Source organism: Ruegeria sp. BHSA118, from assembly GCF_059613405.1.
In genome coordinates this window covers 95,105-109,511 of the sequence record NZ_JBXWSM010000001.1, presented here as the reverse complement: position 1 = coordinate 109,511, position 14,407 = coordinate 95,105, and the positions used below count along the sequence as shown (strand labels likewise).

The 14,407-nt window shown below is 60.0% G+C and carries 18 protein-coding genes and 1 tRNA gene; 11 read left to right on the top strand and 8 right to left on the bottom strand.

The window, feature by feature from the left end; all coding sequences use genetic code 11:
* Window positions 1-192 precede the first annotated feature (192 nt).
* The 3 genes from AC2FNN_RS00575 to AC2FNN_RS00565 are packed head-to-tail and all read left to right on the top strand — an operon-like array spanning window position 193 to window position 1,799.
* Window positions 193-948, top strand: a complete 756-nt coding sequence (locus AC2FNN_RS00575; protein WP_496755856.1) for a 3-hydroxyacyl-CoA dehydrogenase — start codon at window positions 193-195, stop codon at window positions 946-948.
* A gap of 10 nt (window positions 949-958) precedes the next feature.
* A complete protein-coding gene (locus AC2FNN_RS00570; protein ID WP_496755854.1) occupies window positions 959-1,513 on the top strand; it encodes a sugar O-acetyltransferase in 555 nt (184 codons plus the stop codon).
* On the top strand, window positions 1,476-1,799 hold the full coding sequence (locus tag AC2FNN_RS00565) for a hypothetical protein (RefSeq protein ID WP_496755853.1): 324 nt from the start codon (window positions 1,476-1,478) through the stop codon (window positions 1,797-1,799). The genes AC2FNN_RS00570 and AC2FNN_RS00565 overlap by 38 nt, the downstream gene beginning before the upstream one ends.
* Before the next feature lie 151 nt (window positions 1,800-1,950).
* Here AC2FNN_RS00565 and AC2FNN_RS00560 read toward each other — a convergent pair whose 3' ends face one another.
* The 3 genes from AC2FNN_RS00560 to AC2FNN_RS00550 all read right to left on the bottom strand — a co-directional run bounded on the left by AC2FNN_RS00560 (window position 1,951) and on the right by AC2FNN_RS00550 (window position 5,141).
* Window positions 1,951-3,759, bottom strand: coding sequence for an ABC-F family ATP-binding cassette domain-containing protein (locus AC2FNN_RS00560; protein WP_496755851.1), 1,809 nt, complete (start codon window positions 3,757-3,759; stop codon window positions 1,951-1,953).
* 68 nt (window positions 3,760-3,827) lie between these two features.
* Window positions 3,828-4,568, bottom strand: a complete 741-nt coding sequence (locus AC2FNN_RS00555; RefSeq protein ID WP_496755850.1) for a GNAT family N-acetyltransferase — start codon at window positions 4,566-4,568, stop codon at window positions 3,828-3,830.
* A gap of 99 nt (window positions 4,569-4,667) precedes the next feature.
* Window positions 4,668-5,141, bottom strand: a complete 474-nt coding sequence (locus AC2FNN_RS00550; protein WP_171631898.1) for an outer membrane protein assembly factor BamE — start codon at window positions 5,139-5,141, stop codon at window positions 4,668-4,670.
* An 85-nt stretch (window positions 5,142-5,226) separates the two neighbouring features.
* Between AC2FNN_RS00550 and AC2FNN_RS00545 the strand changes: the two genes are divergently transcribed.
* The 8 genes from AC2FNN_RS00545 (at window position 5,227) to AC2FNN_RS00510 (ending at window position 10,583) form a co-directional block, all read left to right on the top strand.
* Window positions 5,227-5,763 (top strand): YceD family protein, encoded by a 537-nt coding sequence (locus AC2FNN_RS00545; RefSeq protein ID WP_496755848.1) that lies wholly within the window; start codon window positions 5,227-5,229, stop codon window positions 5,761-5,763.
* A 205-nt stretch (window positions 5,764-5,968) separates the two neighbouring features.
* Entirely contained in the window at window positions 5,969-6,175 is a 207-nt protein-coding gene (gene rpmF, locus AC2FNN_RS00540; protein WP_496755846.1) for a 50S ribosomal protein L32, read from the top strand.
* Between the two features lie 24 nt (window positions 6,176-6,199).
* A complete protein-coding gene (gene plsX, locus AC2FNN_RS00535) occupies window positions 6,200-7,288 on the top strand; it encodes a phosphate acyltransferase PlsX (protein ID WP_496755845.1) in 1,089 nt (362 codons plus the stop codon).
* 21 nt (window positions 7,289-7,309) lie between these two features.
* A complete protein-coding gene (locus AC2FNN_RS00530; RefSeq protein ID WP_496755843.1) occupies window positions 7,310-8,281 on the top strand; it encodes a beta-ketoacyl-ACP synthase III in 972 nt (323 codons plus the stop codon).
* A gap of 96 nt (window positions 8,282-8,377) precedes the next feature.
* Entirely contained in the window at window positions 8,378-8,680 is a 303-nt protein-coding gene (gene ihfA / locus AC2FNN_RS00525) for an integration host factor subunit alpha (protein ID WP_152458234.1), read from the top strand.
* An 18-nt stretch (window positions 8,681-8,698) separates the two neighbouring features.
* A complete protein-coding gene (locus AC2FNN_RS00520) occupies window positions 8,699-9,304 on the top strand; it encodes a MerR family transcriptional regulator (protein WP_496755841.1) in 606 nt (201 codons plus the stop codon).
* 61 nt (window positions 9,305-9,365) lie between these two features.
* Window positions 9,366-9,442 (top strand) — tRNA-Pro (locus AC2FNN_RS00515).
* 61 nt (window positions 9,443-9,503) lie between these two features.
* Window positions 9,504-10,583, top strand: coding sequence for a 2'-deoxycytidine 5'-triphosphate deaminase (locus AC2FNN_RS00510; RefSeq protein WP_496755839.1), 1,080 nt, complete (start codon window positions 9,504-9,506; stop codon window positions 10,581-10,583).
* A gap of 3 nt (window positions 10,584-10,586) precedes the next feature.
* On the opposite strand, the gene AC2FNN_RS00505 is transcribed toward AC2FNN_RS00510, so the two are convergent.
* The 5 genes from AC2FNN_RS00505 to AC2FNN_RS00485 all read right to left on the bottom strand — a co-directional run bounded on the left by AC2FNN_RS00505 (window position 10,587) and on the right by AC2FNN_RS00485 (window position 14,363).
* Entirely contained in the window at window positions 10,587-10,802 is a 216-nt protein-coding gene (locus tag AC2FNN_RS00505; protein ID WP_496755838.1) for a hypothetical protein, read from the bottom strand.
* Window positions 10,803-10,867: 65 nt separating this feature from the next.
* On the bottom strand, window positions 10,868-11,518 hold the full coding sequence (gene scpB, locus AC2FNN_RS00500) for an SMC-Scp complex subunit ScpB (RefSeq protein WP_152458238.1): 651 nt from the start codon (window positions 11,516-11,518) through the stop codon (window positions 10,868-10,870).
* Complete coding sequence (locus AC2FNN_RS00495; protein WP_171204907.1) at window positions 11,511-12,305, bottom strand: segregation and condensation protein A; 795 nt, start codon at window positions 12,303-12,305, stop codon at window positions 11,511-11,513. Before AC2FNN_RS00495 ends, scpB begins: the two co-directional genes overlap by 8 nt.
* Window positions 12,295-13,302, bottom strand: a complete 1,008-nt coding sequence (gene nagZ, locus AC2FNN_RS00490; protein WP_496755835.1) for a beta-N-acetylhexosaminidase — start codon at window positions 13,300-13,302, stop codon at window positions 12,295-12,297. Before nagZ ends, AC2FNN_RS00495 begins: the two co-directional genes overlap by 11 nt.
* A complete protein-coding gene (locus AC2FNN_RS00485; protein ID WP_496755833.1) occupies window positions 13,299-14,363 on the bottom strand; it encodes an SPOR domain-containing protein in 1,065 nt (354 codons plus the stop codon). Before AC2FNN_RS00485 ends, nagZ begins: the two co-directional genes overlap by 4 nt.
* Between the last annotated feature and the right edge of the window lie 44 nt (window positions 14,364-14,407).

Below are 14,407 nucleotides of genomic sequence, written 5' to 3'. Positions count from 1 at the left end.
AGGCTCTGAGTTCTTCGCTCACGAACAGGCGCGTTTTCGTGAAGTTGGCATTAAGTAATGTTGAGGAACGGCCAGAACATTGGGGCCAGGGACATGGCCCGCCAACCAGAAACCTGCTTTCTCAAATATGTGGACACTGGCCCCACAATGCAGTTATTGAACAAGTGTTCATATCCTTGGGAGGAGTTCACCATGCACCTGTCCACCACTGCCGCCCTCATCACCGGAGGCGCATCCGGTCTGGGCGAAGCCACGGCACGCCACTTCGCCTCGGAAGGCGCGCAGGTCACCATTCTGGATCGTGACGCAGATCGTGGCGCACAGGTCGCCGACGAGATTGGCGGGCATTTCGCGCAAACGGATGTAACCGACGAAGAGTCGGTGGCCGCGGCCGTGCGCCACGGCATGGATAAGATGGGCAAGATCACTGCCACGGTGAATTGCGCAGGTATCGCCTATGGTATCAAGACTGTCGGCAAGGATGGCCCTCACCCTCTGGATGCTTTCCAGCGTACGATCGACATCAATCTGGTTGGCACCTTCAACGTGTCCCGGCTGGCCGCTGCCGAAATGGCAAAGAATGAACCCGAACCGGATGGCGTCCGCGGGGTGATCATAAACACCGCCTCGATCGCTGCGTTTGACGGGCAAAAGGGTCAGGCGGCCTATGCGGCCTCGAAGGGCGGCGTCGTGGGCATGACGCTGCCGATGGCCCGCGACCTGGCCTCGACCGGCATTCGTGTCATGACCATAGCGCCGGGCATTTTCATGACCCCGATGCTGGCGGGCCTGCCCGAAGAGGTGCAACAACAGCTTGCCGCCGATGTCCCGAACCCTGCCCGCCTTGGCGATCCGCATGAATACGGACGACTGGCCGGCTTCATCGTCGAGATGGGCTATCTGAACGGTGAGGTCATCCGCATCGACGGAGCCCTGCGTATGCGCTAAACCGGGGCTCATGACCGAGCGGCAGAAAATGGAAGCGGGTGAGTGGTATTGCTGCCTTGACCCGGAACTGGATGCGCTTCGCGCCGAAGCGCGTCGGGCCGTTCATGCCCATAACACATGCCCGCCGGATGCCCGTGGGGCCATCGCGCCGGAACTGGCTGCGCTTTTTGCGGGAGTTGGACGGGATTGCTTTCTCGAGGCTCCGTTTCACTGTGCCTACGGAATAAACCTGTCGTTGGGAGACCGCGTGTTTTTCAACGCAGGCTGTGTCGTGCTCGACACCGCGCCGGTGACGATTGGAAACGACACGATGCTTGGACCTGCGGTGCAGATCTATTGTGCCGAACACGCGAAAGATCCTGCCTTGCGCGCTCGGGGCCTCGAAGTCGCCCACCCTGTCAGGATCGGAGACAACGTCTGGATCGGCGGGGCCGCGATCATCATGCCGGGGGTTACAATCGGCGACCATGCCATCATCGGAGCGGGCAGCGTGGTGACAAAAGACGTTCCCGCCGGCGAGACCGTGGTTGGAAACCCTGCCCGGCCTATACGCGCCCATCGATAACCCTGATCTTCCGCCTATCCGCCTGGGCTTTGATCACGGGGCGCAGCGCCTGGTTTTTTTGGTCAGGCAGCGCGGGGTCATCGCGCCCCTAAGAGGGGGGCACCCGGGCAAGGTGGATTTTGACCGCACCGAGGTCAAAGGAGTCATCGCCTACACCGAAGAAGAATGCATCCCAAAAAACGCGCATTTGGTCGCGACACATCCCGGTGTTTTTGCCTTCCATGCAATTTGGAACAGCCGCGAACCCTCGCAGACGCATTTGAACGCGCTTCGTCTCGCCATTTGAACAAAAACAATCGACGGAGTCGCAACCGAATCAAGCTGAACGAAATGGCGCGGATCGGCTGGCCCGGTCCCCGGCAAAACCGAAGCAGCAGGCGAAACTCGGTTTTCAGCAACTTTTAAACGCCGCCTGATAAGGCGCGCGCAGTTTGCGTCTACTCAGCCTGGGCCTTCTCTTCCAGTGTCAGCCATTCTTCTTCGGCCGCCGACAACTTGTCTTGCCGTTCGACAAGCGCCTGGGTCGCTTTCTGGAACTTGACCGGCTCGCGGGTAAACAGCTCGGGGTCGGACATCAGTTCTTCGAGCTTTGCAATCTCGGCCTCCAGCCGTTCAATCTCTGCCGGCAGCTTTTCCAACCGGTGCTTCTCGGAAAAGGACAATCCCGACCTGGCTTTTGCTTCCTGCTTCACCTTCGGCTTGGAAGACTTTGTTTTGCTGTCTTTTTTCTCGGAAACCTTGCCCCGCTGCGCAATATAGTCGGACCAGCCGCCGGCATAGACCGTCGCCCGCCCGTTGCCTTCCATCGCGATGGTTGTCGTTGCAACGCGGTCCAGAAAATCGCGGTCGTGGCTGACCAGCAGAACCGTTCCATCGTAGTCGTCCAGCAGCTCCTGCAACAGATCCAGCGTTTCGACATCCAGATCGTTTGTCGGTTCGTCCAGCACCAGAAGATTGGAAGATTTCGCCATCAATTTGGCCAGCAGCAACCGTGCCTTTTCCCCACCCGACAAGGATTTGACAGCCGCCCTTGCCTGCCGCTCGTCAAACAGGAATTCCTTGAGATAGCCCACGACATGTTTGGGCTGCCCACCAACCATCACCTGATCGGCCTTGCCGGAAACCCGCATATCCGGGTCGCCGGTCAGGCTGTCCCACAAGCTCATCTCAGGGTCCAGTTGCGCGCGGGTCTGATCGAACACCGCGACCTCAAGATTGGTACCCAGAGACACCGAGCCTTCGTCCGGCTCCACCTGCCCCAATAGCATCTTCAGCAAAGTCGTCTTGCCGACCCCGTTCGGCCCGACAAAGGCCACACGATCACCGCGCTGCACCAGCAGATCAAAATTCCGAACGATCTGCTTGTCGCCGAACCCTTTGGCCAGCCCTTTGGCCTCGATCACCTTGCGGCCCGATTTTGGTCCGGCCTCCAGCGTCATCGCAGCGGAACCCTGACGCTTGATCTGTGCCGCCTTTTCGGCGCGCAGCGCCTGTAGGGCCCGCACCCGGCCCTGATTGCGTTTACGCCGCGCGCTGATACCTTCAACCGCCCATTTGGCCTCGGACTTGATCAGACGGTTCAGCTTGTGGCGCTGCTGGTCTTCTTCTTCCCAGATCTTGTCCCGCCAGGCTTCGAACGCGTCAAATCCTTGCTCCTGCCGTCGGACAGTGCCCCGATCAATCCACAAAGTCGCCCGCGTCAGTGCCCGCAAAAAGGCCCGGTCGTGCGAGATCAGCACAAACGCCGCTCGTGTCGACCCAAGCTCGCGCTCCAGCCACGCGATGGCTTCGATATCCAGATGGTTGGTGGGTTCGTCCAGCAGCATCAGGTCCGGTGCCTCGGCCATCAGCTTGGCCAATGCCGCCCGCCGCCGCTCACCACCCGAAGCAGTCTCAACCGGGCGCGCAGGATCGAATTTCAGCCCCGCACCCGCCCGTTCAACCTTGTAAAGCTCCCCCGGCTCCAACCCGCTCGACGCATAGTCGCCCAGGGTGGCAAAGCCCTCCATTGTCGGGTCCTGCTCCATATAGCCCACGGATTTTCCGGGCGGCACGACAATTTCACCGCGGTCAGCCTCGACCAGACCGGCCATCACTTTCATCAGCGTGGATTTGCCCGATCCGTTGCGCCCAACCAGCGCCACGCGGTCACCGGGCTGTACCACCAGATCCAGTTCGGAAAACACCGGGTCGCCCCCGAAAGTCAGGGATATGCCGGACATCTGCAACAAAGGAATTCTCGCCATGCCCGCCAGCTAAACCGCCGGCCACACTGCGTCAACGCCCTGTCTTCACCTTTTCGGAAATACTCACCTTAAACGGCCAATGCCCGCAACAGGCGTCTTCGGGCCGGAGGAATCGCCCCGATTTCAAGCCCGGTAAAGACATGCAACGTATTCATGTGGCGATCCACTACCGCGTGATCACTCACCCACCCCCCCATCAACAGATAGGTTCGCAACAGGGGAGGCATGCGCGACATTGCCTTTTTCGCATCCGGCCGGCGCCGCAGACGTGCGGCAAAGCGGAACACGTCCGGAGCCTTGACCCGTGGCAACCACCGTTTCGGGGCCAGGTGGCGATGTTTGAGCATTGCAAAGGCATCAAGGTATTGCCCGGTTTCGGTCCCGGCAAAGGACGAACATCCAAACAGCATCTCGACATTGTGTTGATCGACATAGGACGTCATTGCCCCCCAGGCGACACGCAGAATGTCGGGATCGGTCAGACCCGGATGAACGCAAAACCTGCCCATCTCGACCATGCGGCCACTGAACCCTGCCAACGAGCTCAGGTCGTAGAACTGCGCAGAATAACTGCGTCCGATTTCACCGCCATGATCCATTGTCAGCATCCGAAAGCAGCAGACCAGCCGCCCGGCGGATCGCAAATCTTCAACCAGGACATGGCTGCATTGCGCGTCAAAAACGTCAACGTCCGGTTGCCCGGTGCCGAATGCCAAAGTCCGCAGGCGTTGTGCGGCCCTGATATCCTCGGCCGATTCCGCCTTACGGGCGTGATAGCGCCCCTTGCTCAACATAACTGCCGCCGCCATGGTCGCGTCCTCCACCGGTGCCGACCCCCGGGTGTCGGCACGACACGGTTAGCACAAGACATGTGACTGCCTTGTGACCATCGCAAGGTTCCGGCGCGATCAGTTGGCGCCAGGAATATTGGCCGGGTTGAAGTTGCCGATATTGCCCAACAGCTGCCGCAGGAAGCCTTTGTCCTGAACGTTGGAGTCGGTCACACGGCGTTCCAGCGGTATCACGATGCCGTCTTCCAGGCCAAAACGCTCGATGTTTCTGACCACTCCACGCTGATCAAAGCTGATGGCAACCAGTTCGCGCGCCACCACTTCGGGCCGTTTCGGGCCGTAATGGCGGACCCGCGAGCGGACATAGTAATAGCCCGTATCCCGTACAACCCCGGACGCACCCGGTGCGCCGATGGCTTCTTCAACGCTGTCACGCGTATCCACGCCCACTTTGATTTCGGCCAGTTCCTCGGCCGGGGGCACATAGCCGTGATTCTTGTAGATCGGCGTACAGGCCCCGGCCGCAGCCAGACAGGCAACAAACACAAGCGATTTCGTCGCTGGTTTCAACCGGTTCACTACCTTCAACATGCACACCCTCTTGCCTTGGCCTCTTGCGGCTTCTATCCGATTACAGAAACCGCTGCCACGGTTCAACACATAGAAAGGCTCACGAATGGGCAACGTTACATCATTTCGGGTGGCTGACCTGCCCCAGAACGCCCCGACACCCTTTGAACTGCGCCCCGCAAGCGCCGAATTGGATGATATCAGGCAGGATCTGGGGCTGCTGGGGCTGCGCAAACTCAGCTTTTCCGGCGAGCTTCGCGCACAAGGCAAACGTGACTGGGTTCTCAACGGCAAACTCGGTGCAACCGTGATCCAACCCTGTGTCGTGACGCTCGAGCCGGTCACGTCCCGGATCGACATTCCCGTGCATCGCACCTTTCTGGCCGATTGGACCGACCCGGATGAACCCGAGTTCGAAATTCCCCAGGATGACGAATCCGAGCCTTTGGGCCCGGAAATCGACCCCGCATTGGTGATGATCGAGGCGCTGTCGCTTGCCCTGCCGCAATATCCCCGCAAGGAGGGGGCGGAACTGGGTCAGGCAGACTATACCGAACCCGGAAAACAGGCGATGACCGACGAAGACGCCAAACCTTTCGCCGGATTGGCAGGATTGCGCGATGTGCTAAAAAAAGACGAGTGACAGAGCGCAGATTTCCTGTCATAGCAGGCGGTCAGAAAAATCGCTTGAACATACCGAGAATCGCAGTATTTTCGCGCGCTCATTGGATTTTGGGTTGGACATTGCGGGGCCTGTCGCCTAAACGCGCGCCAAACCACGATAAACGAACTACGAAACCCGGGTCGGCAGCGAATCTGCGACCCCCAGTCAGACAAAGGTTGAGACCATGGCCGTCCAACAGAACAAAGTTTCCAAGTCGCGTCGCAACAACCGCCGCGCACACGACGCTCTGGTTGCTGCAAACCCGAACGAATGCCCGAACTGCGGCGAGCTGAAGCGCCCGCACCACGTTTGCGCATCCTGCGGCCACTATGATGATCGCGAAGTCGTCGTTCAGGCCGATGAAATCGATCTGGACGAAGACGCAGCCTAAGCCTGATCGAGCGCAGACCAAGGCATGATTGAACAGCCCACGCACGCCGGACGGATAACCATCTCGGTCGACGCTATGGGTGGGGACGCAGGTCCCTCTGTCGTTGTTGCCGGTCTTGCGAAATCGGCCGACAAGAACCCGAACATCAGGTTCTTGCTGCACGGGCCCGAACAGGTATTGCGCAAACTTGTCGCCAAACGGCGTGTCCTTGAGGGGCGCGTCGTTTTTCGTGATTGCTCGGGCGTGGTCACGATGAAAGACAAGCCCAGTCAGGTTGTGCGCAACGGCAAAGAGACCTCGATGTGGTCCACGCTGGAAGCGGTACGCCAGGGCGAAGCCCATGGCGCGGTGTCCTGCGGCAATACCGGTGCGCTGATGGCCCTGTCGATGATGCGCCTGCGCAAACTGCCGGGCGTAAACCGGCCGGCCATCGCGATACTGTGGCCCTCGCGCAACCCTCAAGGGTTCAACGTGATGCTGGATGTCGGCGCGGATGTGCGCGCCGACGCCAAGGATTTGCTGCAATACGCCCTGATGGGCGCCTCTTACGCGCGCAACGGTTTGGCCCTGAGCCACCCTCGAATCGGGCTTCTGAATGTCGGCACCGAAGAACACAAGGGGCGCGCCGAACTGAAAGAGGCGCACGCGATGATTGCGGAATTCGCAGAACAGGCGAATTTTAATTTCGTGGGTTTCGTCGAAGGCAGCGACATCCCGGGTGACAAGGCGGATGTCATTGTAACCGATGGCTTTACCGGCAACGTCGCGATCAAGACCGGCGAAGGCACGGCAAGCCTGATCGGTGACCTGCTGCGGCAGGCGTTCAAATACTCCCCGCTATCCCGACTGGCCTCGATTCTGGCTATCACATCGCTAAACCGTTTGAAGAAACGGATCGACCCGCGACGCGTGAATGGTGGCGTGTTTCTGGGGCTGAACGGCACCGTGGTGAAATCCCATGGCGGCGCTGACGCAACAGGCGTGTCAGCCGCGATCAAACTGGCCTTCACCCTGGCGCAGTCCGGCTTTTCCGAAAAATTGGCTGCGCGGGTTGCATCCACTGCCCAGCTTGCACAAGATGCCGCGCAATCAGCGCCGCAAACAGATAAATAACAAAAAAGGCAGTACCGGAAAATGGCAGGCCGTTCAGTTGTAGTAGGTGTCGGGCATTATTTGCCTGAACGCGTTGTTCCCAATTCCGAGTTTGAAAAAACCCTGGACACGACCGACGAATGGATAAAGACCCGCTCGGGGATCGAACGCCGCCATTTTGCCGCCGAGGACGAGACGACATCCGATCTGGCCACCAATGCCGCCCAGGCCGCGCTGGCCGACGCAGGCCTGACGGCGGATGATATTGACGCAATCGTACTGGCAACTTCAACGGCGGATCTGACCTTTCCTTCGGCCGCCACCATGGTTCAGGCACGGCTGGGCATGACCAAGGGTTTTGCCTTTGACGTGCAGGCTGTTTGCGCCGGATTCGTTTTTGCACTTTGCAACGCAAATGCGCTGATTGTTTCCGCTCAGGCCAAACGGGTGCTGGTGATCGGGGCCGAGACTTTCTCGCGGATCATGGACTGGACCGATCGATCCACCTGCGTTCTTTTCGGCGATGGCGCCGGTGCAGTTGTGCTGGAGGCCCGAGAGGGCACAGGCACCGCCGAGGACCGCGGTATTCTGGCAACCGACCTGAATTCGGACGGGCGCTACAAAGACCTGCTCTATGTCGATGGCGGCGTTTCGACCCAATCCACCGGGCATCTGCGCATGCAGGGCAATCAGGTTTTCCGTCATGCCGTTGAAAAGCTTACGAAAACAGCGGAAACAGCGTTGGAACGAGCGGGGCTGAGCAGCTCGGACGTGGATTGGATCGTGCCGCATCAGGCCAACATCCGCATCATTCAGGGCACGGCCAAGAAAATGAACCTGCCGATGGAAAACGTGGTTGTGACCGTTCAGGATCACGGAAACACGTCGGCCGCATCTATCCCATTGGCACTGTCCGTGGGAAAGCAGCGCGGACAGATCAAGCCGGGTGATCTGATCGTGACCGAAGCCATTGGTGGCGGTCTGGCCTGGGGCGCAGTGGTTCTGCGCTGGTAACCGGCGCAAACCGGCTTACACAGCCGCCCGCAATTCATTGATATTGACAGCGAATTTGCCATACCCATATGCTTCAACAGCAATAGGGGAAATAGCATGGGCGACAAAACACTGACTCGAATGGACCTGAGCGAAGCCGTCTTTCGTGAGGTAGGTCTGTCACGAAACGAAAGTGCGCAGCTGGTTGAAAGCGTTCTGAACCACATGTCCGACGCCTTGGTGCGTGGCGAGCAGGTGAAGATCTCGTCTTTCGGTACATTCAGTGTTCGCGACAAGACCGCCCGTGTTGGTCGCAACCCCAAAACCGGCGAAGAAGTTCCGATTCAGCCGCGCCGTGTGCTGACTTTCCGCCCGTCGCATCTGATGAAAGATCGCGTCGCAGCCGGGAACCGCAAGTAAGTTCAGGACGTCCAGATTATGAGTAAGTCCCCCGATGCCTTTCGCACCATAAGCGAAGTTGCGGACTGGCTCGGTGTTCAGGCTCATGTGCTGCGATTCTGGGAAAGCCGGTTCACACAGGTAAAGCCCGTCAAACGTGCAGGTGGACGCAGGTATTATCGCCCGAATGACATGCGTCTGTTGGGCGGGATCAAGAAACTGCTCCACGAAGACGGAATCACGATCAAAGGTGTCCAGCGTATCCTGCGCGAACAAGGCGTCGCACATGTTGCGGCGCTGTCCCCTTCCCTGGACGACCCCGGCCCAGCCCCGATTGCGCCCGTTCAGGACACCGTGGTGCCGTTCGAACCGAAGCCTGCCCCCGCCACGGAACAGATTCGCATGGATCTGCGCGAACCGATCCAGCCAACCGGTAAGGACGATGCGCAGACAAACGCACGCGCCTCTGACGCGTCACAGCCGGAGCCAGAACCCGAACTGGATGCCGCGCCCCTGATGGGTGGAATCGCGTCGCTTGCGTGGAATCAGACAGATTTTGATGACGACCTGCTGCGGCGCATCGCTCCGATTGCAGAAGATCTGCGCCGCTGGCTGGACCGGGTCGAAACACAGGCGACGGGTTAGGACAAAAGGCATTGATTTCCTCTTGCCCCCGCCGGGAAAATCTTTATGAACACCCCAACGTCGGGCTATGGCGCAGCCTGGTAGCGCGTCCGTCTGGGGGACGGAAGGTCGCAGGTTCGAGTCCTGCTAGCCCGACCAAATCACACCGACGTTTATGGCATACAGGCCAGATCCCGCTCTGGCACCAGAGGGGATCGAGATGACAGGTGTTTGCCCGAACCAACAGCTAGAGGCGATGATCGCGTGCGGTGAGATCACCGCCGACCCAGAGGTTCTGCCTGCCCAGATTCAACCTGCCAGCCTTGATTTGCGACTGGGAACAGTGGCTTACCGTGTACGCGCCTCGTTTCTTGCGGGCGAAGGCTGGACTGTCACGGATCGCTTGACTGAATTTGAGATGCACCGCATCGACATCTCGGATGGCGCGGTTCTGGAAAAGGGCTGCGTCTATCTGGTGCCCCTGATGGAATCGCTCGCCCTGCCCGACAGCATGAGCGCCGTGGCCAATGCCAAAAGCTCGACCGGCCGGCTGGATCTTCTGACGCGGACGATCACCGATGGCGGCACCGAGTTCGACCGGGTGCCCGCAGGTTACACAGGCCCGCTTTATGCCGAAATCTGCCCGCGCTCCTTCTCGGTTCTGGTGCGCCCCGGGATGCGTCTGAACCAGATTCGTTTCCGCCAGGGTCAGGCCGTGTTGTCCGATGCGGAACTGAGGGCATTGCATGCCGAATCTCCGCTTGTGGACGGACCTGCCGTCATTCAGGACGGTCTGGGCTTTTCGGTCGACCTGCAACTGCCCGACACCGATCTGGTGGGCTATCGCGCCAAACCTCATACCGGGGTGATCGATCTGGATCGGATCGGTGAATACGACCCGCAGGATTATTGGGAAGAAGTGCGCACCAAGGATGGTTGCATCATCCTGGACCCCGGCGCGTTCTATATCCTTGTCAGCCGCGAGGCGGTGCATATTCCACCGATGTACGCGGCTGAAATGGCACCCTATCTGGCGATGGTTGGTGAGTTCAGAGTGCACTATGCAGGCTTTTTTGATCCCGGTTTCGGCCATGCCGCTGCCGGGGGGGCCGGTTCCCGTGGCGTGCTTGAGGTGCGCTGCCACGAAGCGCCATTCGTGCTGGAGCACGGACAGGTCGTCGGACGTCTGGTCTATGAGAAAATGGCTGAAATGCCGACGCAGCTTTATGGTGCAGGCATAGCCTCGAACTATCAGGGTCAGGGCCTGAAACTGTCAAAGCATTTCAAAGCCGTAAGCTGATCCCTAGAATTTCATAAACCGGCGCATTTGACGGGTCACGCGCTGCGCCTGCCGCAGGTTCTGCGCATGTCGCGGTGCGCTGGTTTTTCCGGGCCCATTCGATGTGCCGGGTCCGCTGCCCTTTCGGCTGGCCAGATCGATACCCTTGTCGATGCCCTTGTTGACCAGACGGCGCATGACCTGACGCACAATCATGTCGATGATCCGGTTTGCATTCATCGCTCAACTCCGTGTCCTCACGCACAAAGATAGGCGCTTTATGCGGCAACAAAAGGGCTGTTCGATCACTCTTCCTCGAACAACTCGCTCTGGTCTTCGTCAACTTCGTCCTCGCGCCCTTCTCCCAAGGGGATCGCACCCGGAGGAGGTCGATTCTCCAACAATCCCGCGGCGCGCAGTTCCTTCAGGCCTGGCAGGTCGCGGGCGTTTTCCAGACCAAAATGATCCAGAAACTCAGGCGTCACCACAAACGTCACCGGACGACCCGGCGTCATGCGGCGGCGGCCCAGCTTGATCCACTCCATCTCAAGCAACTGATCGATGGTCCCGCGCGAGACCGACACACCCCGGATTTCCTCGATCTCGGCCCGTGTGCAGGGTTGGTGATAGGCCACGATGGCCAGCGTTTCGATCGCGGCGCGGCTGAGCTTGCGCGTCTCGACCGTTTCCTTCTGCATCAGAAAGCCCAGATCAGGGGCCGTACGGATGGCCCAGGCATCCCCAACGCGCACAACGCGCACGCCACGCCCCTCATAACGTTTCTGAAGCAATTCAACCGCTTGCGCCGCGTCGCTGCCATGAGGCATCCGCGCCTCAAGATCCGCAATCGTCACCGGCTCGGCGCTGGCGAACAGAACGGCTTCGACCATACGCTCCTGCTCTGCCAGCGGAGGCGCCTCGAACAGCGTACCGGTCTCTTCTGGGGCATCAGTCACGTGTTTCGGTCCTCTTGCGCAATTGGATCGGAGCAAATGTCTCGCTCTGCTTGATTTCCATATGTCCTTCTTTCACCAGTTCCAGCGAGGCCGCAAAGGTCGCCGCCGTTGCCGACCTGCGCCGCACCGGGTCAGAATCCCAGCCATCGGGCAGGTAAGTTTCCATGTCGGTCCATGTCCCGGCAAACCCGATCAGCGGTCGCATCCGTTCCAGTGCCTGTTCCATGGTGAATACCGAATCGCGGTCCATCACAAACGGGCGGAATTCATCACGGGTGCGGATGCGGGCATAGCCCTGCATCAGATCCAGCAGGGTGGCGGAATAAGTCACGGTGCGGATCCGGGTGATATCTTCGCCCTGCCCGCGTTTGAAGAAATCTCGTCCCAACTGATCGCGCGCCATCAACCGCGCAGCCGCATCGCGCATCGCCTGCAAACGTTCCAATTGAAACGCCAGATGTGCAGCCAGTTCTTCGCCCGATGGTCCTTCGTCATCCGGGTCGGGCGGCAACAGCAGGCGCGATTTCAGAAAGGCAAGCCATGCGGCCATCACCAGATAGTCGGCGGCCAGTTCGATCCGCAGCGCCCGCGCCTTTTCGACAAAAGCCAGGTATTGCTGTGCCAGCGCGAGTACGGAAATTTTCCTCAGATCAACTTTCTGCGTGCGCGACAGGGTCAGGAGAACGTCCAGCGGGCCTTCGAACCCGTCGACATCAACGATCAGCGCTTCGGCCGCAAGACGATCCGCGACCGAGACGGGGTCTTCGCTGAAAAGATTATCGTTCATATACCTGCCCGCCCATTAGGGCAGATAGTTCCGCTTCGGCGGCAGGGATGTCAAGTTCCTGCGGAGCTTTGCGCATCGCCAGCGCCCGTTCTGCGCGGGCCTGTGCCACATCGGACATTTCCCCGGCAGCTTCCAGCACCTCGGCGCGCTCGGCAAAGCTTCCGTTGCAGTGCAGAACAACGTCGCAGCCCGCGCTTATGGCTTGCCGCGACACATCAGCGGGCGTTCCGCTGAGCGCCTTCATCCCGATGTCATCGGTCATGATCAGCCCGCCGAAGCCAATCCTGTCGCGGATCACATCCATCATGGTTGCCGAGATGGTGGCAGGCTGCGGGTCAATCTGGTCATAGACCAAATGCGCGGTCATCCCCATCGGCAGGTCGCTCAGGACCCGGAACGGCACAAAATCGCTGCGCTCAAGCTCATCCAGGGGCAGATCCACATGCGGCAAGTCATGGTGGCTGTCCAACGTGGCACGTCCATGGCCCGGAATATGTTTGAGCACCGGCAACACACCGCCATCCAGATGACCCTGCGCCACGGCTTTGCCAATTCTGGAAACGCGTTCAGGATCAGCGTCATAGCAGCGGTTCTTCAGAAACTTGTGCGTCTCGGCGCGCGCGACATCCACCATGGGCGCACAGTTGCTGTCGACGCCCAGACCAAACAATTCATCGGCAATCAGGCGGTACCTCAGATACATGGCGCGCTCGGCCTGCTCAGCGGCATTGGCCACGTGATCCAACGGAGGCAGCCACTCGCGGGCCAGCGGCGCCCGCAGGCGCTGCACGCGCCCACCTTCCTGATCGATGGTGATCGGGCAATTGCGCCCGACTGCCTCGCGGAAATCATCACACAAGGCACGCACCTGATCCGCGTGTTCGATGTTGCGGGCAAAAAGAATGAACCCGAACGGGTTCATCTGCCGAAACAAGTCTTTTTCCTGTTGCGTCAGGCGCAGGCCCTCTGCATCGGTGATCGTGGCACCGTACTTCACCTGACGGCCACCGGAATACAATCAGCCCCTTGCGCAACAAGCGCGGCACAAAACTGGCGCGAGTCACTCAGGCCTTCAAATCCCAGCACGCGCAAGCGATAAAAGGTGCGCCCGCCGCTTGAAGTTTTCTGAATAACGCGCTGTTTTCCGGCCATATATTCGCCGAACCTACCGTTCAGGCGATCCCATTCCGTTTGCGCCACCTGGACGCTGTCATAGGCCCCAAGCTGCGCCAGACGCGTGCCTTTCGCCAGCGTATCAGGATCAACATCCAACCCAACCGCAGCCTTCACCGCGGCATTGATAGCGTCCTCGGAATTCTCGCTTGGCGACACCCGGCTGTGTGTGGCGCGCGCCGGGCGGGTCAACGGGCGCAAAGACCGGCGCACGCCCGGCAGCGCGGCAATCGTCGGGTCCGGCAGGGCGGCTGCGAAATCGGCCGGGTCGATTGCGGGTTCTTCCTCGGGGGTGGTCAGCGATGCCAGCTGCACGCCGTCCTCAGAGTTTTGCTGTGTTTTGGCGGCCTCACCAGCCAGTTCCGCAACCAGAGCATCCACTGCGTTCTGGCGCAAACGGGCGGCTTCCTGGGTTGAAATCGGCTTTTCCACCACATGCAGCGCCGGTGTCGGCTTCAGATCAGCGGCGGGGACGTCTTCATCCGTCAACGAGACAGGCCGCGGCGCAAGGATCAGACGATCCGCCGGAGCGGCAGCACTGCCTTTGGCGGCCACGGCATTGACGGCCAAGCCCTGATGATCGGCGGGTGTTCCACCCGGGTTTTCGGGCTGCACCCGCATCGGCCCTTCGGCTGCGCGCACGACCGGCACGCCGCTGACATCCCGCATGACAAGCTTGTATCCCCAGATACCGACGCCGGCGACCAGTGCCAACGATGCGACAGCCCCCAGGAAATTGACGGCACGCCCAAGTCCGAACGTGCCGCGCGGCGCGTCGTAATCCCGCATCTCGTCTGGATAGTCATACGCATCCTCGAAATGCGCTTGATTCGGGTAATGATCCTGCCCGGGGCTTTGGTGCCCCGAGTAATCGTAACTCGCCATGTCCGCCTCACTGCCCGTTTCGCGCCCGAAAATAAGGCGCGCGG